Annotated in this window: 17 protein-coding genes and 7 pseudogenes; 11 read left to right on the plus strand and 13 right to left on the minus strand. The window is 68.6% G+C overall.

Translation table 11 applies throughout. The features are described from left to right. Positions 1–171: 171 nt before the first annotated feature. The gene (locus tag ABZ478_RS33940; protein WP_359555703.1) at positions 172–687 is read right to left on the minus strand and encodes a hypothetical protein; all 516 of its coding nucleotides are present in this window, start codon (positions 685–687) and stop codon (positions 172–174) included. Positions 688–790: 103 nt separating this feature from the next. Beyond that, a pseudogene (locus ABZ478_RS33945) lies at positions 791–1066 on the minus strand (hypothetical protein); the annotation flags it as partial. 68 nt (positions 1067–1134) lie between these two features. Between ABZ478_RS33945 and ABZ478_RS33950 the strand changes: the two are divergent. The 4 genes and pseudogenes from ABZ478_RS33950 to ABZ478_RS33965 all read left to right on the plus strand — a co-directional run. Beyond that, positions 1135–1320: pseudogene (locus ABZ478_RS33950) on the plus strand (2,3-diaminopropionate biosynthesis protein SbnB); the annotation flags it as partial. A 161-nt stretch (positions 1321–1481) separates the two neighbouring features. Continuing rightward, positions 1482–2258 (plus strand): annotated as a pseudogene (locus tag ABZ478_RS33955) (serine/threonine-protein kinase); the annotation flags it as partial. 13 nt (positions 2259–2271) lie between these two features. Continuing rightward, positions 2272–3312 (plus strand): annotated as a pseudogene (locus tag ABZ478_RS33960) (IS701 family transposase); the annotation flags it as partial. Between the two features lie 940 nt (positions 3313–4252). Next, positions 4253–5464, plus strand: a complete 1212-nt coding sequence (locus ABZ478_RS33965; RefSeq protein WP_359555654.1) for a hypothetical protein — start codon at positions 4253–4255, stop codon at positions 5462–5464. Here ABZ478_RS33965 and ABZ478_RS33970 read toward each other — a convergent pair. Continuing rightward, the gene (locus ABZ478_RS33970) at positions 5442–5699 is read right to left on the minus strand and encodes a peptidase inhibitor family I36 protein (RefSeq protein ID WP_359555656.1); all 258 of its coding nucleotides are present in this window, start codon (positions 5697–5699) and stop codon (positions 5442–5444) included. The genes ABZ478_RS33965 and ABZ478_RS33970 overlap by 23 nt on opposite strands. Before the next feature lie 414 nt (positions 5700–6113). Further along, a complete protein-coding gene (locus ABZ478_RS33975; protein ID WP_359555657.1) occupies positions 6114–6386 on the minus strand; it encodes a hypothetical protein in 273 nt (90 codons plus the stop codon). A gap of 1178 nt (positions 6387–7564) precedes the next feature. On the opposite strand from ABZ478_RS33975, the gene ABZ478_RS33980 reads away from it, so the two are divergent. After that, positions 7565–7696 (plus strand): hypothetical protein, encoded by a 132-nt coding sequence (locus ABZ478_RS33980; RefSeq protein WP_359555660.1) that lies wholly within the window; start codon positions 7565–7567, stop codon positions 7694–7696. 1690 nt (positions 7697–9386) lie between these two features. Here ABZ478_RS33980 and ABZ478_RS33985 read toward each other — a convergent pair. Further along, a pseudogene (locus ABZ478_RS33985) lies at positions 9387–9914 on the minus strand (hypothetical protein); the annotation flags it as partial. Positions 9915–10469: 555 nt separating this feature from the next. Between ABZ478_RS33985 and ABZ478_RS33990 the strand changes: the two are divergent. Then, on the plus strand, positions 10470–11783 hold the full coding sequence (locus tag ABZ478_RS33990; protein ID WP_359555662.1) for a vanadium-dependent haloperoxidase: 1314 nt from the start codon (positions 10470–10472) through the stop codon (positions 11781–11783). Here ABZ478_RS33990 and ABZ478_RS33995 read toward each other — a convergent pair. Together ABZ478_RS33995 and ABZ478_RS34000 are read right to left on the minus strand one after the other, a co-directional pair. Then, a complete protein-coding gene (locus tag ABZ478_RS33995; RefSeq protein WP_359555700.1) occupies positions 11708–11992 on the minus strand; it encodes a hypothetical protein in 285 nt (94 codons plus the stop codon). The genes ABZ478_RS33990 and ABZ478_RS33995 overlap by 76 nt on opposite strands. Before the next feature lie 358 nt (positions 11993–12350). Continuing rightward, complete coding sequence (locus ABZ478_RS34000; RefSeq protein ID WP_359555665.1) at positions 12351–12578, minus strand: hypothetical protein; 228 nt, start codon at positions 12576–12578, stop codon at positions 12351–12353. Positions 12579–13068: 490 nt separating this feature from the next. Here ABZ478_RS34000 and ABZ478_RS34005 point away from each other — a divergent pair, with 490 nt between their 5' ends. Together ABZ478_RS34005 and ABZ478_RS34010 are read left to right on the plus strand one after the other, a co-directional pair. After that, on the plus strand, positions 13069–13290 hold the full coding sequence (locus ABZ478_RS34005; RefSeq protein WP_359555668.1) for a hypothetical protein: 222 nt from the start codon (positions 13069–13071) through the stop codon (positions 13288–13290). A 112-nt stretch (positions 13291–13402) separates the two neighbouring features. Further along, a pseudogene (locus ABZ478_RS34010) lies at positions 13403–14072 on the plus strand (transposase family protein). Here the strand turns inward: ABZ478_RS34010 and ABZ478_RS34015 are convergent. Together ABZ478_RS34015 and ABZ478_RS34020 are read right to left on the minus strand one after the other, a co-directional pair. Beyond that, a complete protein-coding gene (locus ABZ478_RS34015) occupies positions 14064–14309 on the minus strand; it encodes a hypothetical protein (protein WP_359555669.1) in 246 nt (81 codons plus the stop codon). The pseudogene ABZ478_RS34010 and the gene ABZ478_RS34015 overlap by 9 nt on opposite strands. Positions 14310–14886: 577 nt before the next feature. After that, entirely contained in the window at positions 14887–15450 is a 564-nt protein-coding gene (locus ABZ478_RS34020; protein ID WP_359555672.1) for a hypothetical protein, read from the minus strand. A 418-nt stretch (positions 15451–15868) separates the two neighbouring features. Between ABZ478_RS34020 and ABZ478_RS34025 the strand changes: the two genes are divergently transcribed. Both ABZ478_RS34025 and ABZ478_RS34030 read left to right on the plus strand, forming a co-directional pair. Continuing rightward, a complete protein-coding gene (locus tag ABZ478_RS34025) occupies positions 15869–16132 on the plus strand; it encodes a hypothetical protein (RefSeq protein ID WP_359555673.1) in 264 nt (87 codons plus the stop codon). Beyond that, entirely contained in the window at positions 16129–16494 is a 366-nt protein-coding gene (locus ABZ478_RS34030) for a hypothetical protein (RefSeq protein WP_359555674.1), read from the plus strand. The genes ABZ478_RS34025 and ABZ478_RS34030 overlap by 4 nt, the downstream gene beginning before the upstream one ends. 419 nt (positions 16495–16913) lie before the next feature. Here the strand turns inward: ABZ478_RS34030 and ABZ478_RS34035 are convergent, their stop codons facing one another. Continuing rightward, positions 16914–17384, minus strand: coding sequence for a hypothetical protein (locus tag ABZ478_RS34035; RefSeq protein ID WP_359555675.1), 471 nt, complete (start codon positions 17382–17384; stop codon positions 16914–16916). A 622-nt stretch (positions 17385–18006) separates the two neighbouring features. Between ABZ478_RS34035 and ABZ478_RS34040 the strand changes: the two genes are divergently transcribed. Continuing rightward, the gene (locus ABZ478_RS34040) at positions 18007–18540 is read left to right on the plus strand and encodes a CbrC family protein (protein WP_359555677.1); all 534 of its coding nucleotides are present in this window, start codon (positions 18007–18009) and stop codon (positions 18538–18540) included. Here ABZ478_RS34040 and ABZ478_RS34045 read toward each other — a convergent pair. From ABZ478_RS34045 to ABZ478_RS34055, 3 genes and pseudogenes are all read right to left on the minus strand, one after another. Beyond that, positions 18522–18723, minus strand: a pseudogene (locus ABZ478_RS34045) (transposase); the annotation flags it as partial. The gene ABZ478_RS34040 and the pseudogene ABZ478_RS34045 sit on opposite strands and share 19 nt — an antisense overlap. Positions 18724–18763: 40 nt before the next feature. After that, on the minus strand, positions 18764–19183 hold the full coding sequence (locus tag ABZ478_RS34050; RefSeq protein ID WP_359555678.1) for a hypothetical protein: 420 nt from the start codon (positions 19181–19183) through the stop codon (positions 18764–18766). A gap of 45 nt (positions 19184–19228) precedes the next feature. Beyond that, complete coding sequence (locus ABZ478_RS34055) at positions 19229–19846, minus strand: Ku protein (RefSeq protein ID WP_359555679.1); 618 nt, start codon at positions 19844–19846, stop codon at positions 19229–19231.

Below are 19846 nucleotides of genomic sequence, written 5' to 3' on the forward strand. Positions count from 1 at the left end.
ACAGAGCCGTTTTCAGGAATCCTCATCAACCGCGGCATGACGCAGCCGGCCCACCCCTCTGGTCACATTAGTGCGGGCCGGGCCGGGGTGAGGGTGGCCGGTCGGCAGCCGGTGCTTCGGGCCGGTCAGGGGATGGGTGCCGGATTCGGGGCGACCAGGGGGTTTCCGCAGTCAGCAGGTGCGTTGTCGGCATCGTTCCGTCGAGTACGAGATCGGCCCGATGCCGGGAGGGGGCGACGTATTGCGCGTGGCGGTCTCGGCCGCTGAGCAGGTAGTTGCGCAGGGAGAGCAGTGGGTCCTTGTGCTGGATCTCGATCTTGCGCATGAGCTTGCGGCCAGGCGGATGTCGTCGGGGGCGTGGACGTAGATCCGCCAGGTGGCTTGGGTCGCGATCTTGGGCAGGGCGAGGGCGAACAGGCCCTCTACTACCACGATGCGGTGCTGTCCGCTGGTGGCCGCTGCCTCGAGTGCGGCAGCCGCGGCGTCCTCGTCGATGGAGCCGGGGTCGTTCCAATCCAGCGTTTCGGCTCCTGTGGCGCTCAACGTGCGGACCCCGCGGTGTGGCTCGTGCACGGGAATGTAGAAGTCGTCCAGGTGGATGAGAGTTACAGCCGTGGGCCGGTGCAGTGCCAACGCCTGGGCGAGAGTGGACTTGCCCGAGGCGGTGCCGCCGACGATCGCCAGCACGGGCGCGCGGTGCCCGATGCTCGCAACACCCGTGTTTCGCAACGGTCTTTCTTCCCCCGGGAATGGGGTTCCGCCGACTGTCGGGCTGGGTGGGCTTTGGCGCCACGCCCAATATCCGCGACGAGTCCAATCGGCAGCTCTGTGCGGTCGCCTCCGTCTCGGCAAGCAGCGCCGCGGCCCGCTCGCGCCCGTGGCCCGCGGCCTCGGCGATCCGCGCGGTCGCGGCCGCCATGTCGGCCGGCCCCTTCAGTCAGCGCTCACCGCTGTCCAGGCCGCGCGGCGGGATCGGGCGCAGCAGCCGCGCCGCATCCAGCACATCCGCCAACCGATGCTGCTCGGAGTCGGCATAGCGGACCGCGTTTGAGACCACCACCGGCACTCCGAGGTCGTCGCCGAGCTGCACCGTACGCGCAGCCAGCCGCAACGAGCCCGCCCCGGTGCCCGACCGGCACGCTCGCCCACGTGATGGCGGGGCGGGTGACGCCGCCCGCGGACAGGCCGCTGGTGTTCTCGCCGTTCGGCCTGGGAGCGCTGGACCTCGCCGTCGGCAGGTTCGTCTACGACGAGACCGTCCGCGCGGGCCGACTCCACGTGATCGAGGACTTCTTCCACGACCTGAGCTGGCACGGCTGACGATCCATCCGATCCTGCACAACTCCTCGCGACTGCGTTCGAACACCGCCGAGTCCGGGTGATTCGGCCCGGGTCTGTTGAAAGCGGAAACCTCACAAGCGCTTGCTGACGTCATGATGTGATCGCCGCGTGGGGAGACGCGGCAGGCCTTGGGGGGTCACATGGAATCTTTCGGCGTGCTGGGGGCGGGGGATCCGGATCGGGTCGGTCCGTACCGCGTGGTGGGCCGGCTGGGTGCCGGCGGCATGGGACGGGTCTACCTGGCCCGCTCCAAGGGCGGCCGAGCCGTCGCCGTGAAGGTCGTGCGGCCCGAACTCGCCGAGGACCGCGAGTTCCGGCAGCGGTTCGCCCGGGAGGTCGCCGCGGCCCGGAGGGTCAACGGCGTCTTCACGGCAGGCGTGGTGGACGCCGACCCGGACGCGGACCCGCCGTGGCTGGCCACCGCCTATGTGCCCGGCATCTCGCTGGACACCGCCGTCGCCCAGCACGGCGCCTGGCAGGCCGGCCCGGTGACCACGCTGGCCGCCGGGCTCGCCGAGGCGCTGGAGGCGATCCACGCCGCGGGGCTCGTGCACCGCGACCTCAAGCCGTCCAACGTGCTGCTCGCCGCCGACGGTCCGCGCGTCATCGACTTCGGCATCTCGACGGCGACCGAGGCAAGCGCGATCACCCGCACCGGGGTGGTGATCGGGACGCCCGGCTTCATGTCTCCGGAACAGCTCACGGGGGAGCCGGTCGGCCCGGCGAGCGACGTGTTCGCGCTGGGCGCGGTCCTCGCGTTCACCGCGTCGGGCTCCGGCCCCTTCGGCACGGGCTCGGCCCAGGGGCTGATGTACCGCATCGTCCACGGCGACCCCGATCTCGACGCGGTGCCCGGGCCGATCCGCGGTCTGGTCGGACGCTGTCTGGCCAAGCGGCCCGGCGACCGGCCGACCGTGGACGCGCTGCTGTCGGCAGCGGATCGCCGAGCGGCTGACCGCAGTCGTCAGGCCCGAGGTGTGGGTGATCGACGATGTGTCGTTCCCCAAGTGCGGCAAGGCGTCGGTCGGGGTGGGCCGCCAGTACTGCGGAGCGGTCGGCAAACGGGCGAACTGCCAGGTCGCGGTCAGTGTCCATGCCGCCACCGACATCGCCTCGTGCCCGTTGCAGTGGCAGTTGTATCTGCCCCGTGAGTGGACGGACGAGCCGGACCGCTGCCGCAGGGCAGGAGTACCCGACGACGTGGTGCACCAGGAGAAGTGGCGTCTCGCGCTCGGCCTCCTGGACACACTCGCCCAGTGGCGGTTGAAGGCCCCGGTCGTGGTCGCCGACGCCGGCTACGGCGTCAGCACCCCGTTCCGGCTCGGCCTCGAGGAGCGAGGACTGTCCTATGTCCTGGCCCTGAACGGGAAGGAAGTCGCCCACCCAGAGGATGCCGAGCCGCACCAGCCCGCCTATGGCGGGCTCGGGCCGCCCACCCTTCCCCGTTACCGCACCCCGCCACGAGCCATCTCCACCCTCGCGGCAAAGGTGGGTGCGGATCGGTTCACCGAGGTGACCTGGCGGCAGGGCAGCAAAGGCGCGATGGCCTCCCGGTCCACGGTGCTTACAGTGCGGCCCGCGGGCAAGCAGTCCCTGGCCGCCCCTCAGGAAGCAGGCGGCGGACGCAACCGGTGGGACGGCGTCCTGCCCACCCGAACCCTCCTGGTCGAATGGCCGGACGGCCAGGACGCCCCGACCGGCTACTGGATTACAAACCTGCCCGCCCGCACACCCGTCGCTGACCTGGTGCGATGGGCGAAGATGCGCTGGCGGATCGAACACGATTACCGCGAGCTCAAACACGGCCTGGGACTCGACCACTTCGAGGGCCGCACCTGGCGCGGCTGGCACCACCACGTCTCCCTCGTCACCGCCGCCCAGGCATTCCTCACCCTCCGCAGGCTCGACCCAAAAGCCGAGGCACCAGCCCGAGCCTCTACCAGACCCTCGACACACTCCAAAACCTGCTGAGGTGCTGGACCGGCACCTGCACCACCTGCGGACGCCCCCTGCCGACCAGCAGAAGACGAACCTAACGAAGCACTACTAGACGATTCTTTCCGAATGCCTGCGGGCGCGAGGAGAGGGTGTCCATGATCGTTTGTGACGACGAACCTGGACACCCTGGTGACCGCACTCCGCGTAAGATCGATGACGAGCGAGCGGGTATCGCGCGACTGCCGGGACGGCCGGCGAAGCTCAGCCACTCCGAGTTGCTATGTCTGGCGGTCATGCAGGCGATTTCGGCTTCCACTGCGAGGCCCGGTGGATGCGGTACGTGCGCGCCCACCACCGCGACATGTTCCCGTTCATCCCGCACGACCCGGGCTACAACAAGCGGCTGCCGCCGCATTGCCGCAGATCAAGCGGATCATCCGGGTCCTGGCCAAGGACACCGACTTCTGGCACGACACTGTCGGGATCAGCGACTCGACCCCGGTGCCGTGCGGGATGTCCCGGCCCACGATGAAGCGGCTTCGGCTCAGCAGTCCGGTACATCCGAACCGCACGCTCACGCAACTCCAGCGGGCACTTCCTCGGGGCAGGCATCGTCTGGGCTCCTCTCGTTGAGACCCATCTGACACTCTGTCACCCAACCCCCGCATCTCGGGGGAACCTCACAACAGGTCAGCCAACGCCCGTAACACCAACAAGCCCCCTCCGAGCGTCAACGTCAGAGGGGTCCGTCGATACAGCCTTCGCGCAGGCCGGGTGGGCCGATCGGAGGAATGCGGATAGTGATCGCGTGGATCACATCGGATCATGGTGCTCGGACTCCGATGCGACGCCAGGATGTGATCATGTGACGACTTCCCCAGGGTCCGAATCGGGGGCCGGCTCCGGCTCGCACGTGATGGTGCGACGGGGCCTGACGAGATCAGCATGCTCGCGGGCGGAAATGGCTGGGGTTGTGCTGGTCCTGCTTCTGACGGGGTGGCCGGTGGGCTGGTGGGGCCTCGAGGACCTCAGCGAGGCTCTGACTTTCACGAGTTGCGTGATCGGAGCGGCCCTCGTGCTGGTGGTTCTCACCATGATCGTGGGTGTGGCCGCGGTTCTGGATTGTTGGGTTCGAGGGCCGATTTCCAACTTCGGGATGGTCGCGCTGATCAGTACCGGCGTGGCGTTGTTGACAAACATCTTGCTTCTGTTCCAGACATGGAAGGACGGCGAGAAAGTCGGCTATCCGGTATTTTTCAGCCTGCTCGTGCTGGGTTCGCTCTGGGCAGTCATCTCGGTGTGGCGGAGACTGGACCAGATCCCCACTCCGAAGCGGGTGGCTGTGGCACTCATTGTCACCACCATTGTGGCGATCGCTAATTTCAGTTACCAGTACCTCTATCAGCCGTACCGGCGAGCGGCCGCACCTCTCGTGCAGCTGTCCGTGGGCAAGGCGGTGCCCAGCGAGGACGGCCAGGCGTTCTCCGTGCCGGTCGACATCAAGCTCGTCAACCACAGTGATGTGAGTTTCCATGTGCTGGGTGCTGAGTTCCATGTCATGGGAGAGAAGGTGCAGTTGAAGTCGAGGGACCTGCCTCGCGCGAGGTGGCAGGAGGATGCCGAGCAATGGGCCGAGGCTCGGGAGAAGCATCCGCTCACTCGCCGGGAGGTCTACCAGCCCGGCGAGCTGGTGGCGGCGCAGCCATGGATTCCCGCCGGAAACTGGGTCCAGGAAAACGACGAGTCGCTTACGCGAATCGTTGTCAAGCTTCCCAACGACACGCCGTACGAGAAGCTCACGTTCTACTCCTCCCTGAGTTTGGCGCGCAAAGACCGGCTTGTTATGGGAAGTTTCGGGCGACCCGGATATTCTTGGCGGGGCGCCGAGATGCCCCAGTGGGTCAAGAGATCGAAAGAGAACGACACCATCGTCAAAATGGCCGAGATGAGAGAGAACAGCGCGATCGATCGATATACGAGAGCCCAGCGGCGCGTCAGCACCTATTGGCGCTTTGGTTCCCACGGTGCAGAAGTGTCAGTGGTCATCGCGCGAAAAGGTGAAGAGGGCCGAGAATTCTCCGAAGAGACGAACCGCGAGGTGCGGACCCGCTACGGTTTGCTCGACGTCCTGACGGGCCCGGTCGAACAGACGCTGGCCGAGATCAAGAGACTGAGCCGGCGCTGACCAGCCCCTCCAGCCACATCACCAGGTGCCGCACGGACCCGTCGACGGCGCGTTTGCCGTAGGGCTGCCCGTTGAAGTGGATGTCGGGGTAGATGCACACGAACCCGCGCGGGCACGCGATCTGGTCCCGGGCTGCGGCGGGCGCGTCCGCGGGAGTCGTGGCGTGGGCGGGCGCGAGGCCGATCAGTGAGGCGGCCAGGACGGTCGGGACGGCGGCGGCGAGCAGCGCGGTCACGCCTGCTTGGGGCCGCCGTAGACGCAGGAGCCTTATGACATCCGCCTGTCCTGGTGGAACGGTTCGCCATTCCGGTTCCTGCTGGCGTTCATTCGAATGAGCGAGTTGGCGTGCCGGGCCCGCACCCGGGGCCGGGCGGGGCGGCCGGCGGCCCGGTAACCGGGGGCTCGACATGCACCCGGGCGGGGGTGTGGGAGCAGCTGCGCGGCGGGAGCCGGGGACGGCCCCGAGGCGGGGCGCGGCCGCGCGGCGCGGCACGGCGGCGTCAGGGCGGCGGGGCGGCGGGGCCCCGAGGGGCCATGCGTGGGTACGGGGAGGACCCGGGGCGGAGGGGGGGCGGACGAGGGCGGCCCCGCACCCCGGAAGTACCGGAGTGCAGGGACGTGCGACGCGGCGGGCCGGGGCGGCCGGGAGTCAGAGGCGGCGGCGGGTGGGGCAGGGCCCGGCGAGAGGGACCAGGAGGGTGGGCTCCGGGACCAGGAAGAAACCGCAGCCGTCGACGCTGAGATGGATGATCCAGTGGTCGGGGCCGATGACCTTGACGACGTCGCCGGTGGACTCGGAACGCACATCGGTGGGCCAGCTCTGGCCGTGGTCGTCGACGCCCTCGCGGTTGCCGACGCAGTTGGCGGCGTCGGCGGCGGCCTCATTGCACCGGTCCGCAGGCCTGCGTGGAAGACCAGCCACAGGGGGCTGCCCTCGGATGGGTGACCTCGGCAAGCGGATGGCGGGGCCGGCAGCCGTCGAAACTGTGATGGGCGGTGTTCACGAACACGGTGACCATGTACGCGGCCGGAGCAGCCGGGTCGGGCGCGGTCAGGTCCGGGCGTAGCCGGAGCCAGCGTGGGGGGCGGGCGGTGCCGATACGAGCGGTGCGAGGTAGGGGCGGCGAGCGGTCGTCACGAAGGTAACTCCCTGTGAAATGAGACTGGTTGACGGGAGCGACCATGCGACCGCGCGGGGCTAGCCGAGCAAACCCGACGACCGGTACGCAACGTGGCCCGGGGCCGGGACCGGGGAAGCGCCGACGGGGCGCGAACGGGAACTCGGAGGACCCCGCACGTAGTCATCGAGGACAACGGCGACGTGCTCTTGGCGGGTGTAGCCGCGCGGGTCGGTGTCCCATCGGGCGTCGGCGGCCGACACGGGGCCGCGGCCGGTTGCGACGGCGCGGTCGTGTTCCAGCAGGCGGCGGCAGTGGCCTCAGCGTCCTGCAAGCTGACCCTGGGGTTGCGACGCGCGCAGGGGCGCAGGGACCGGGGCGGGCCGTCAGCGAACCTGCCCACGCCTCCCGGCGAGGCGGGCGAGTGGCCCGGCGGGGCCCCGGCACGCGGGATCCCGGAGGGGGACGGACCTGGCCGCGCAGGCGGCGCCGGGGGCCCACTGCGCCCGGGGGTCGTCCGGGCCCCGGTGGCCGCCCCGTCTGGCCCCTCGGTGCGGGACCAGGGGCAGACGGGGCCAGGGGCAGACGGGGCGGGCGGCAGGCGCTGTCACGCCCCAGACGGCCGGGGTGGTGGAGTGGAAGGAACACGTCACCGACGTCGCTGGAGTGGAGGGTGACGATGCCGCTGGGCAGTTCCAGGTGAACGCTCACAGTGCGGGTGTGGGCGGCCTGCCGGGCGATCGACCGCAGCCAGTCCCCCGAGACGGGCTCGTTGTAGGTGAATGCGCCCTTGCGCAGGCTCAGGCAGCGCACCCGGTTGAGGTAGTGATCCCCGGTGATCAGCCCCGTCTCGTTCGGGATGAGTCGGTGGACCCGCACGAACCGGCTGCCCGGCATCGTCCTCGTCCGCCACCAGCCGGTCACCACCCCATCGGGCAGGATCACGCCGGACGGCTGACCGGGCGCGATCCACTGGCTGAGCATGCGCATCCACTCGGTACCGCGCAGGAACAACACGCAGTGCCCGTCCCTGAAGGGCGGCAGCGTGGTCACTGGACGCCCCTGCCTGGCCCGGGTGAAGAAGTCCGCCGCGCAGATGCGGGGCCCGTCGTAAGAGAGCAGATCGACGGACGGGAGCTGAGCGGGCTCGACCACGGCGGACACCACCGGCACGGACATGCCCGGGACGGACACGCCCGGAGCGGGCGGGAGTTTTAAGGCTGGGGGCAACGACCGGAGCAGCGGACGCGGGCGTGACGACTCCTGGGGAGAGGTGACAGAGGGAGGGAGGGAGGGAGCGAGTCGGCCGGGGCCATCGCCACTCGGGCCGGAAGCAGCTCGACCACAACCCGGCAGGTGGCCGGGGCGGGAGCCGCGCCCTCACGCCCGCGCACTGCCCCCTCCACCAAGCCACGCAAGCCGCGACCAGCGCTGCGGCACGGGCGGGAACGCGAGACAGCCCCGCCCCTGGGGGAGCCGGGGGCGGGGCAGGCGTACACCTCTGGCACCTTTCACGCTCCCCCGTTGCGCTCGTCGCCGAGCATCCGCTCCCGGCTGGACACGATGAACCGCCGGGGGCCAGGTCGAGAACCCCTCTTGCTTGCAGTGCGCTGCCCCCCCCAAGGTCCAGGTGCAGATCCATGCCACGATTGGCCCAGTTAGTCACTCTTCAAATGGACCACATGTCCGGGCCACTAGCTGCATAGGCTCGACATGCGATCCAAGAGGGCCGCTGGCCCAGGACCATGAAAACGAAACCCGGCCGGGGCGCGAGCGGGTCGATGCGGCGTTCAAGCACGGCACCGGGTTCAAGGAGCCAACGTGCTGTCGTGCACGCCCACGCTGGGATGGGCATCGGCATCGGCCCTCAACATCAAATTCGGTGTCCAGCCCCGCCTGCCTGATCAGGTCGTAGCTGCTCGGAACCAGTTGGCAGCCAGCGCAGCTGAAGCAGTCAGCACGATGGCAAAGTCACCGAGACGTCGTCGAGGTAGTGGCTGTCATACTCCTCGTCCAGCCCATGGCCGCCACTGGGCGGGTAGTTGATCTCGACGTTGAGTTCACCGTCTCGCAGTCGGGCCTCAAGGTGTAGGTCCTCCATTCAGATACCGTCGGGCTTCCGGCAACAGCTCATCGAGAGCTTCGTTGAATGAACGCACCGACTCGACGAGCATGCCGTGTCCCAGTGGGTCATCGGCATTGATTACGACGATGCGGCCCCCCGTGACGCTGTCGCGCTGTCCCCCGAAGCGACGGGCGTTCGAGGAGAGGCGTTCTGCAATGTCAGCAAGGCCGTCGGGACCTTCGAGAGAGACCATGTCTGCCGCGTGTTCAAGACCATCCAGGGCTGCGTCTCTGTCAGCCGTGAGATCTCTCGGCGGATCAAGGTGAGCGGCGACCTCGGCCGCCTTGTGCACCTCTATGAAGCGCCTCGCCGTGCGGTGCAGTTCGGCGTACGCCTCACGCTGAGCGGCACGGCGCACCGCGTCAACCGTCCCGTGGTAGGTGCCACGGCCCTGCGCACGGCCTGCAGCCCACGCAGCGGCGGCAGTGACGAGTACGGCCGGCGTACCGATGAGCGCCGCAATGACTTCGGATCCCATGAGCGAGCAGTTTGCCAGCACGGCGACGGAAGATGCGCCCGCAGGAGACGGTGACAGGCAAGGTGACGCATCCTCGCGCGTCGTGCCCGCAGTGCGGTCCGGGCGAGGCTCAAGGCCCGCACCGTAACGCTCGCACAGTTGCTGAACCGGTCCGACACCATCGGTGGCCGCATGCCGGTGCGACAGTTGCTCACCGCACTGGAAGATGTGCCACCACTGCTCTGCGTGCGGACTGGAGTGGGGCAGCCTGCCGTCGCGGGACAGCAGGACGCGCTCGTTGGGCCAGGCAGGGGTGACGACCTCCAGGGCCCAGCCGTCCCCGGTGTGCAGCCCTCCGCCGAAGAGCCCTGCGATGCGCACACGGCTCCCGGCAATCGGCCCAAGTCCTGGGCAGGACAGATCGGCAACCGCGTCGGGGGTGCTGTCCTCGAGGTTGGGATCGCGATCCCTGGCGATCCTGTACCCGGTGACGGCGTCGAAGAGACCGTGACCGTCTGAGGAGACGACCATCACCAGATCATGGCCGCTGTCGGGATGCGTCGCGAAGCCGATCCCGAGCAGACCGCCGACGGCAACGCCGTACGTGCACCCGAAGACGGGCTGCCAGGGTTCAGGAGCGGGCACCACGGGGACAGCGAGAAGCCGGTTCCGCATAGCACGCTGGTACGCCGACAGCTCGGGCTCACGCTCCGACTGCTCGGCCGGCGCCGCCTTTTTCGTCCACTTCATCACGAATCCATGATCCACGCTTCGGCGGACTCACCCAACGGAGTTGATGCAGCCCAGCGCTCAAGCACGTGCTCTTGCAGCCTGTGAACGCGGCTTGATGACCCACGTCAAGCCGCGTTGACAGCCCTCTTGCGCCGAGAGTCTTTCGGCGGCAGCAGCCACGTCGCATCCACAGCGACGGTTCGGGTCGAGTGGCTGAGGAGTCGGACCGGCCGGCTTGGGGCTGACGCGGCGTCCGGGGTGAGGGTGTCACAGAGCAGGTCAACAGGCTGCGATGGGGAGCTCTCGGGGAACAAGAGAAGCGCGGTTCGCCGGGGCCCGGGGCAGGTGCAGGGGCTGTCCGGCGGTGATCTCCGCACAGCGGGCGGTGAGGCGTTCGAGGGCGCCTTGAACCTGCCCGGTTCGCGGCGAGTTGTCTTGCTCACCCAGTAGGCCGTTGCTATGCCTTGGGCACTCAACTCTAGGGAGCACGCTGTGTATCAAGAGCCCCCTCTTCCCGCTCCCCCACGTTCACGTGCCCGGGGATTCATCTGTGCCGTCGCGGCGATCGCCGTCGTGACGCTCACCGCCGCGACAAGTCCCCCCGACGCGCACACCCGGACCACGGCGGACCCGGCAGCCGTGGTCCGCGAGTGGAACGCCATCGCCACCGACACGATCAAGACCAGCCTCGGCCCACGCCCCTCCGGGCAGGCAGTGATCTGGGAGGGATTCGTCTCCGTCGCCGTGTACAACGCCGTGGTGGGGATCGAAGGCGGCTACGCCCTGTACAAATGGCACGAGCGCGGTCCTGCCAAGGCATCCTCCGCGGCGGCCGCCGCCACCGCGGCCCACGACATGCTGCTCACCTACTTCCCCGCCTTCAAGGAGCGGCTCGACACCGCCTACGCGGACTCGCTCGCCGCTCTTCCGGCCAGTCATACCAGAGACCAGGGCGTGGACTACGGAAAGCGCGCCGCCGCCCGCATCATCGAACTCCGGGAAGAGGACGGAAGGTTCGCCGACGTTCCGTTCACCGCTTCCCCGGCACCGGGGGTCTGGCGGCCCACCCCGCCCGCGTTCCAGCCCTTCATCGACACCTGGCTCGCCAGGCTCCGCCCCCTCCTGCTCGCCTCCCCGCAGCAGTTCCGGCCCGGCGGACCACCCGCCCTCTCCTCGGCCGCTTACGCCGAGGATGTCCAGGAGCTAAAGACCATGGGCGTGAAGACCGGCTCGGGCAGGAGCGCGCAGCAGACCGAGACCGCCCTCTTCTTCAGCGGCAACCTGGTCGAACAGGTCCAGATCGCCGTACGGGACCACGCCGCCCGGCACCGGCTCGGCATCGCCGAGACGGCCCGGCTGTTCGCCGCGGTGAACGCGTCGGCGACCGACGCCGTCGTCACGGCATGGGACGCCAAGCTCCACTACGGCACCTGGCGGCCGATCACCGCCATCCGCCTCGCCGACACCGACGGCAACCCCGCGACGACGGCGGACCCGGCCTGGGAGCCGCTGCTCCTCACCCCACCACACCCGGATTACATCGCCGGCCATACGACCGTCGCCGCCGCCGTGGCACGCGCCCTGACCGGCGTCCTCCGCACCTCGCACATCGACCTCTACGTCCCCTCCGAGGTCACCGGCACCGCGCGGTTCTACGGGTCCGCCGACGACCTCAACCGGGACGTCGTCGACGCACGTGTGTGGGGCGGCGTCCACTCCCGCACGGCGGACGTAGTCGGCTGCCGGGCCGGCACCCGCGTGGCCGCCTGGGCGCTGGACCACTACTTCCAGCCGGTCGCCAAGGACGGCACTCAGCCTTCCCTGCCGACCCGAGCGGCTCGGCAGGACAGCCTCGCCGAGCCGGAGTGCGGCGACGACACCGACTGACCCACAGAGCCGCAGAGGACCCGGCGTCGAGCCGGGTCCTCTGCAAATCCTGCCTCGAGCACTGGATCAGCGGGGAGACTTTTCCCTTGCAGGGGCCGGCCACTTCCGACAGAGGGAAAAGGCCGTGAACGCGCCTTGATGACCCAGGTCATGCGGTCCCGCTGCCACACCGCCGGGGAACGCCCCTCCCGGGCCGCCGGCAGGCCGATCTCCGGGGCGTAGGCCTGGTAGACAGTGCCCGTGCAGGGCTCGAATTTGGTACTTGGGTTCTGACACGGGGATCAGGGTGGGCGCACTGTTGCGTACGGCTCATCCAATGACCGCGGGGCGAGGACGCCAAGCTTGCGACAACGGATGAAAGGGGCGGCGTTCCCGATACGAGGAAGTGCGCGGCGTGATGCTCGTCATCAGCATGGTGGCTGCCAAAGCCGTGTGTGTGCGGCCGTTCGCAAACTCATCGGGCCGAAAAGCGCGCAGGGCCGACGCGGTGAAGGTGTCAGCCAGGATGGCGAGCGCCAAGAGGAAGGCGCCCCCGGGGCATGAGCGCCCTTACCTCCCCCGCCGACGTCACTCGAGTCGGTCGTCCCAGCAGTCGGCGCAGCACCAGGGGTTGATCCCGCTGCCGGCCATCGAGACGATTCGAGGCGGGTCGGTCTTGGAGATGTGCTTGCCGCAGAAGCGGCAGAAGTGCGCCGTGAGTCGCGCTTGCTCGAGCAGACTCCGCAGGTCGTGCGCTGACGGGTGGTCTTCCAGCAATCCCACGTCGGTCAGGCAGGTGCCATCGGTGCGGTACACGTCGAAGCTCAGCCCAGCGGCATCCCGCCACATGCTGCGTACGACGTGCTCCCATGCTCTGCTTGCTCTCGGCCAGGGCCGACACCTGCCAGGGCGCGCCCGCGCGCCGGCAGGGGTGGGGTGGTCAGGTCACCGCCCCCTCGTCGGGGCGGTGACCGTACCGCTGCCGGGCTGCGGGCAAGGCCCGCAACGCTAGGGGCGGTTGGGGCCTTTAGGTGAGATGGGCGCGGGTGCGTCGGATCTCGGCCATCCGTCACGGGCGTTGCTGTAGCTGATCGGGGATGGAGAAGGTGCGACGGACAACAGCGGGCGAGGGCTGTGCGGGAGGACCTGCTCGGCCAGAGTGCGTACCCAGTCGGGTGCGTCGTCGTGGAACTCCCCCGGGTAGTAGAAGCGGCGCTGGGTCCATGCGTCAGTGAGCCATTTCCAACCTCAGCTTGAGGTGTTGAGTGGAGGGCTTGAGGCTTCGAGGCCTACGTCTGTTGGAGGCATGAAGGGAGAGAAGTTGCACATCGAGTGGATCTGGGTGCTACCGGTGGGTGCACTGCTCCTGGTGGCGTGCGACTACGGGGGTGTGGCGCGGCTGATGTGGGATGTGCAGCCAGCAGCCAGACGGAGTGCATGGCCAGGTCCGACGGGCTTCCGCGTGATCGCCGGGATCCTGGCGATCGTCGCGATCGTGACTCGTCTCAATCAGCCAGCCTGCGGCTGAAGGCTTCCAACTGCAACCCGCTGCGGCAACTTGGCAGTTGTCCTGACGTACGGATGAAGCCCCTGGTAGATGGGTTTTCGACCAAGAGAACCGTATCCACCAGAGGATTCGCATGCTTGTGTACCCGTCCGGCGTCGACGTGTCCAGCTCTGCCCTCCGCTTCCTCGCCACCCGCCTGAGGGAACGTCGGCGCGCTGTCGGCACCCGATTGCGGCGTCTGAACGCCGGCCGCCAGGCCGCTATATCACCGAGGCCGTCGAGCTCCTCGCCGCCCTCGCCCCCACGCTTGCCGAAGCGGTACGGGCCGCATCGATGAAGGCGTACCTGATCCTGGATGGGACGCTTCTGCCCATCGACCGCATCGCCGCTGACCGTCCCTTCTACTCGGGCAGCACGGCATGAACGTGCAGGTCATAGCCGACCCGAAGAGTCGCCTCCTTTGGGCTTCACCAGCCATGGCCGGTGCCGTCCATGACGTTCGGGCCGCACGCGAGCACGGCATCATCGACGCTCTCGCCGAGGCCGGCATCCGCTGCTGGGCGGATAAGGGCTACCAGGGCGCAGGCGGCACGTTCCGCTTCCCTTACCGCGGCCGATGGGGCAGCCTTTCCGCCGGTCAGCAGGCCGTCAATCGGTCCCACGCAAAGGTCCAGGCACTGGTCGAACAAGCCATCGCCACCCTCAAGTCCTGGCGGCTCCTGCGTAAGCTCCGCTGCTCGACGACCCGGATCACGAGCCTCGTCCGGGCTGTCCTCACCCTCCATCTGGCCAGCTCAGAATGAGGATGGAAAATGCTCAGTGGTGCGGCGGCCGACGATCTTGCGCCCCCGGATGGTGAGCGTGTGGACTTCCCAGCAGGCCGTGCCGGAGCCTTCGATGCTGCGCGGGGCCATCTCGGCTTCGAACTCCTCGGCGAGCATGAGGCGTTGGCTGTCACGGTCGGTGGCGAGCCGCTGGGGACGGCTGATCGTGCCGGGCACCGTATAGGTGGCCTGGGGCGTGCCAATGCGAATCTTCACCCGGGGGGCTCCTGATCGGTGTCGGCGGCACGCGCCGCTCGCCGGTTTTGCGGTAGTCGCACAGGTCCTGGTCGCGCCATCGCCACTCGGTGACGGTCACGTATACGTGGGCGTCTAGGTCGGGGTCGGGCCAGTTGTCGGTGCCCGTGCGCAGGGCGTTGCCGCGATTGCAGGACGGGCAGCGTCTGCGCTCGGCGCGGCTGCGTTTGGCGGCGCGCTGGGGACCGCTGTCGCGGCGGGTCTGACCCATCACAGCGGCTCAGCGCGGGTGGAGGTGCCACCTCTGGTGCGCGGCTGGTCCATGGGGTGGGTTCTCCGTTCGGGGCGTGGTCGGGCGGCCCGGGAGAGCGGGCGGTGTGGTCACCGCTCCCCCGGGCCGGTGCCCCTACCGTGGCGTGGCGGCGGGCAAGGCTCGCAACCCCGCGCCGGACGCGGCGTGAGGGCCGACCGTGCCGGGCGCGACGGGTGGCATGACGCAGCCGGCCCCGCCTCCTCTGGTGGGAGAAGACGGGGCCGTGGGGTGAGGGTGCCCCGGTCGGCAGTCGGTGTTTCGGGCCTGGCCCTCCGCTCCCGCCGGTCAGGGGGTGGGTGCTGGATTCGCGCCGACCAGGTGGTTGACCGCAGTCAGCAGGTCTGTTGTAGGCGTCGTTCCGTCGAGTACGAGATCGGCTCGATGCCGGGAGGGGGCGACGTATTCGGCGTGGCGGTCTCGGCCGCTGAGCAGGTAGTTGCGCAAGGAGACAAGTGGGTCCTGGCGCTGGATCTCGATCTTGCGCATCAGTTTGCGGGCCAGGCGGATGTCGTCGGGGGCGTGGACGTAGATCCGCCAGGTGGCTTGGGCCGCGATCTTGGGCAGGGTGAGTGCGAACAGGCCCTCCACCACCACGATGCCGTGCTGTCCGCTGGTGGTCGCCGCCTCGAGTGCGGCGGCCGCGGCGTCCTCGTCGAGGGAGCCGGGGTGGTTCCAATCCAGCGTCTCGGCACCCGTGGCGCTCAGTGTGCGGACCCCGCGGTGTGGGTCGTGCGCGGGGACGTAGAAGTCGTCCAGGTGGATGAGAGCCACAGCCGTGGGCCGGTGGAGTGCCAGCGCCTTGGCGAGAGTGGACTTGCCCGAGGCTGTGCCGCCGGCGATCGCCAGCACGGGCGCTCGGTGCCCGAGGCTCGCAACACCCGTGTTCCGCAACGGCATTTGTTCCCTCGGGAACGGGGTTCCGCCGACTGCCGGGTTTGGGTGTTCCTTGGCCTGGCTGAGGGCGTGCTCGGCGGTTCTGGTGTGGGGTGTGGTGGTCATGGTTGCTGCCCTTGATGAGTGGAGTGCGTCCGGCGTGGCAATGTCCGGCCGGTCGGGCAGCAGCGTGCTCGGGCGGCGGGCTAGCACCGCAACCTTCCGTGGCCGCCGGCGGCGCCCATGGAGGTGCAGGTAGGACTCGCAGCCGGTCGGCTTTTTCCACGGCGATCATGTGGTCCCTCCAGGCGCGGCCGCCCCGCTCGCCCCCACCGGGTCTGAGGTCCCGGGCAGATGCTATGCACTGGTACCGGCTCATAGCTAGAGTGGTGGTATGGCAAAGCAGACGAACATTCGCCTGGACGAAGACGTCAAAGCAGCGGCCGAGGCCCGGGCCAAGCGCCGCGGCCTGAGCTTGCAGGGGTACGTGGCTGACCTGATCGAGGCCGACGTGAACCAGTCCCGGGCGGCCTTCATGGCCGGGGCTGCGTCGTTCCTCGCCGCCTACACGGACGTGTTCGATGCGGAAGTCGGTGAGGACCGCTACCCCGGCCTCCCGGACCAGCCGGCGGAGACGGCACCGAGAGACGCCGCGTGAACCTGCGTATCGATCTCGCGTGGATCCTGGCAGTGGCGCAGCAGATCCCGGGAGATCCCCAGGTCGTCGACTACGGCGTGCCGGTCGCGGCTGAAGCACGTCACCGTGCGGAGATCCTTGACCATGAGATCTACCCCGAACCCCATCACAAGGCCGCGGCGCTGCTGTGCGAGCTGGCGAGAAACCCGAGCCTGGAGATGCGGAACCTGCTTTTCGCCGCCACGGTGACCGCGGCCTACCTGTCGGCGTGCGGGATGCCGGTGAGCCCCGGCCTGGACACCGTTCTCCCGCTGGCCCGCGCCGCTCGGGACGGGCTCCCGGTGCGGGAGGTCGCCTCCCAGATCAAGACCTGGACGAGCTGATCCACTCGTCGGCGGGGTCCCTTCGAAGGTCCGAGCCACGCTGGAGTCGGTGGTGGCGCGCCACAGCCGGGCCCCAAGCGGAGTGAGGCTGTAGCGACGCTGGTCGGCGGCCTGCCCCGCGGAGCACGGGTGGCTGTTCAAACTCCCCAGGTGTCGAGCAGTCAGGCGCTCCACCAGGGCGGGCGACATCAGCAGCAGACGGCTCCGAGGAGGATGGGCCTCCCCGGCCCACGACGTACGGCGGGTGCGCGTCACGGCCGGCGTGACCACCACCATCGCGGCGACCACGCCGCCCGGAGGCCCCACTGCCGCCCTCACGAGCGGATACCACTCCGGAGCCGTCTGCACAGGTTCGAATCCTGCCGGGCATGCAGAAGGCCCAGCCGTGAGCGGGCGGCCGGGCCAGTCAATTGGGTCGATCAGGCTTCGTTCGCGGTGGCCTTCTTCAGCGCAGTCACCAACTCAGCCCGCCGCTCGTCCGAGGTGAGCTTCTGGTCCCGAGCGGTGAACGCGAGCCCGAACCTTCCGACCTGCCGCCAGTCGCCCGACGGCTTCATCGTCTTGGCCCAATGCTCCGACACGGCGGGCGTGGCGAACTCGTAGATGCTCACGGTGTCGGTGGTGATGAGCTGCTTGCAGCCCTTGTTGCTCTTGTCGTCGGCGCAAAAGCCGGTGTTGTCCTGCGGGTTGCCGAGATCGGTCACGCCGGTAGCGTCGGCGAGCTTGGCGGCGGCCTGCTTCGCGGTGAGCTTGGCGGGCTTGGCCGGCGCCTTGCTCGCGGTGTGGGTCGCCTTCGGCTTGTCGGCTGAGCTGGTGTCGGTGCCGGTGCAGGCGGTGAGGCTGAGGAATGCAGCGGCGCAAAACGCGGCTGCGGTAATTCTGATGTTCATGGTCCCCTCATGGAACGGGTGTTTTGCCGGGGGTCATGATGCCTGATCTGCGACTGTTTCCTGGCATGCCAGGTCTGCGGTCCATGGCGGGGTATGGTCGGCGGCAGCGTCAAGAAGGTTGAGTTTGACCATGGTGGCCCGCGCGTGCCCCGGGGCACAGCGAGGCCCCCTACCTCGAAGATCGGTGGGAGGCCTCTGCATGTCTATGCGGCAGCCGTGCCAGGGGAGACAGGTTGCGGTCCAGCCCGCACGGGGCTACGCCCCAGCCGGCACGCCTCTCATTACCGGGTGCACGATCAGACCCCTTGCCCGGCAACATCGGTGATCTTCACGGACACCTTCGTACCTGACGAGGCGGTCTGGATCAGAGACGGCGTGTAGTTCAGGCTGGTCTTACCTGACTACGGAACTGGATCGATGGCACACCACCTCTCCAAGGACGACTCCCCTCTTCAGCCGGAAAGTGAGAGCGGGTTGCGGGCGTGAGCGCGCAACCTGCCGCAAAGGCGTGGCTGGGTCAGGAGGAGCCGACGCCGCGCTTGATCGGGGACTTGCTCGCGGACAGACTGCTCTGCATGGGTTCAGTAGGCATGGCAACCAGGGCGCAGATCGGTAGCCGGTGATGAGTGCCAGCCTGCCCTTCTTTCGCTATCACCCGGACCCCATCGCAAGCGGGTCCATCCGCGCGGACGCCGAGACGTGCGCCTGCTGCAAACGCACCAAAGGCTGGATCTACACGGCCAGCTTCTACACGGCACAGGAGGTCAACGGTCGTTTCTGCCCGTGGTGCATCGCAGACGGGAGCGCTGCTGAACGCTTCGCGGGTGAATTTAGCGACTCCTATGGGCTTGCCGGTGTCAGCGAGGATGTCATGCATGAGGTCACCCGCCGCACCCCTGGCTTCCACGCCTGGCAGGATCCGCACTGGCTCGTCCACTGCCAGGACGCGGCCGCCTTCGTGGGCGAAGTCGGGTACACCGAGCTGGCGGCGCGTCCTGAAGCCCTCGACCAGCTGCGGGCCGATATGCGCCTTGACGGCTGGCACGACGAAACGCAGCTTGAGCACTTCCTGACCCACCTGGGCGAGGGGGCGACCGCCATGCTCTTCCGCTGCACCGTCTGCGGCGCCCATCTCGCCTACGCCGACGCTTCGTGAAAGTCGTCTGCGTACGTGAGTCGTCGGTAGCAGATGAGGGTGCAGGCGATGCTAGTGGTTGCGTTCGTAGCGCCGGTGCAGACGACGGCATCCGGCGGCGAGCCAGGCCATAGTGCGTTCGATGGTCCAGCGGTGCCGGCCCAGCCGCTGGCTAAAGTCTGTGCCCTTGCATGCGATCCGGTGCATAGTCCCGCGGCTGCGTAACCATCGTCGCAAGTGGTTGTCAGGCGGCGCTCTTCTTGCGGCGGCGTCCGCTGCGGGTGAGCGCGTCGACGAGCTGCTCGCGGCTCATCTTGGAGCGGCCTTCGATGCCCTGCTCGGTGGCCCGCTGGTACAGCTCCATCTTGCTCAGCTGCCGCAGGTCGCCCTTGCCTGTGCTGCGCTGGCGGGCTTTCGAGGGGGTTCGTGTCGTCTTGGTCGGCGCTTTGTGGGCAGCGGGTCTCTTCGCCGCCTTCGTGGCCGGCTTTCGTGCGGTCTTGCGGGCGGGGGCCTTCTTGGCCGGCCGCGGCTCGGCGTCCGTCTTGTGGCCGCGGGCCTGGCCGAGGCTGCCTTGCAGGACGGACATCAGGTCGATGACGTTGGTGGCCTGCGGCGCTTCCTGCGCCACCTCAATCTGCTGGCCCTCGGCCTTCGCCTGCACCAACTCACGGACCTTCTCCTCGTAGGTGTCGTGATACCTGCCTGGTTCCTAGGGTGCGCTCAGGGCTTCGACGAGCTGCATGGCCAGGGTGAGTTCCTTGCCTTTGTCTGCGCGGTGCGCGGGGAGTTCGGGCAGTTCCTTCCCGGGATCGCGTACCTCGTCCGCCCAGTGCAGCGTCTGCAGCACCAGCAGCCGGTCTTCGGCGCGCAGCGCGGTGAGGTACTGCTTGCCGCGCATGACGAACGTCGCGATCCCTGCCTTGCCCGTCTCCTCGAGCGCGGCGCGGAGCAGCTCGTAGATCTTGGTGTACTCCTTGCCGCGGGGTGCGATGTAGTAGGTGCGGTCGAAGTAGACGGGCTCGATGTCGGTCAGGTCGACGAAGTCGGTGATGTCGAGGGTCTGGGAGCGGCCCGGCGCGATCTGGTCCAGTTCGTCGGGCTCGACGATGATGTACTCCCCCGCGGCGAGCTCGTAGCCCTTGACGATGTTCTCGGGCGGTACTTCCATGCCGGTGCGTTCGTTGACGCGACGGTTGCGGATCCGGTCGGCAGTGTTGCGCTGCAGTTGGTGGAAGTGGACCGTGTGGTCCTCGGTCGCTGTGTATAGGCCTACAGGCAGGCTGGCCAGTCCGAAGGTGATCACGCCGGTCCAGATCGAGCGTGCCAT

The sequence above is a fragment of the Streptomyces sp. NPDC005706 genome, from assembly GCF_040631045.1.
Lineage (GTDB): Bacteria > Actinomycetota > Actinomycetes > Streptomycetales > Streptomycetaceae > Streptomyces.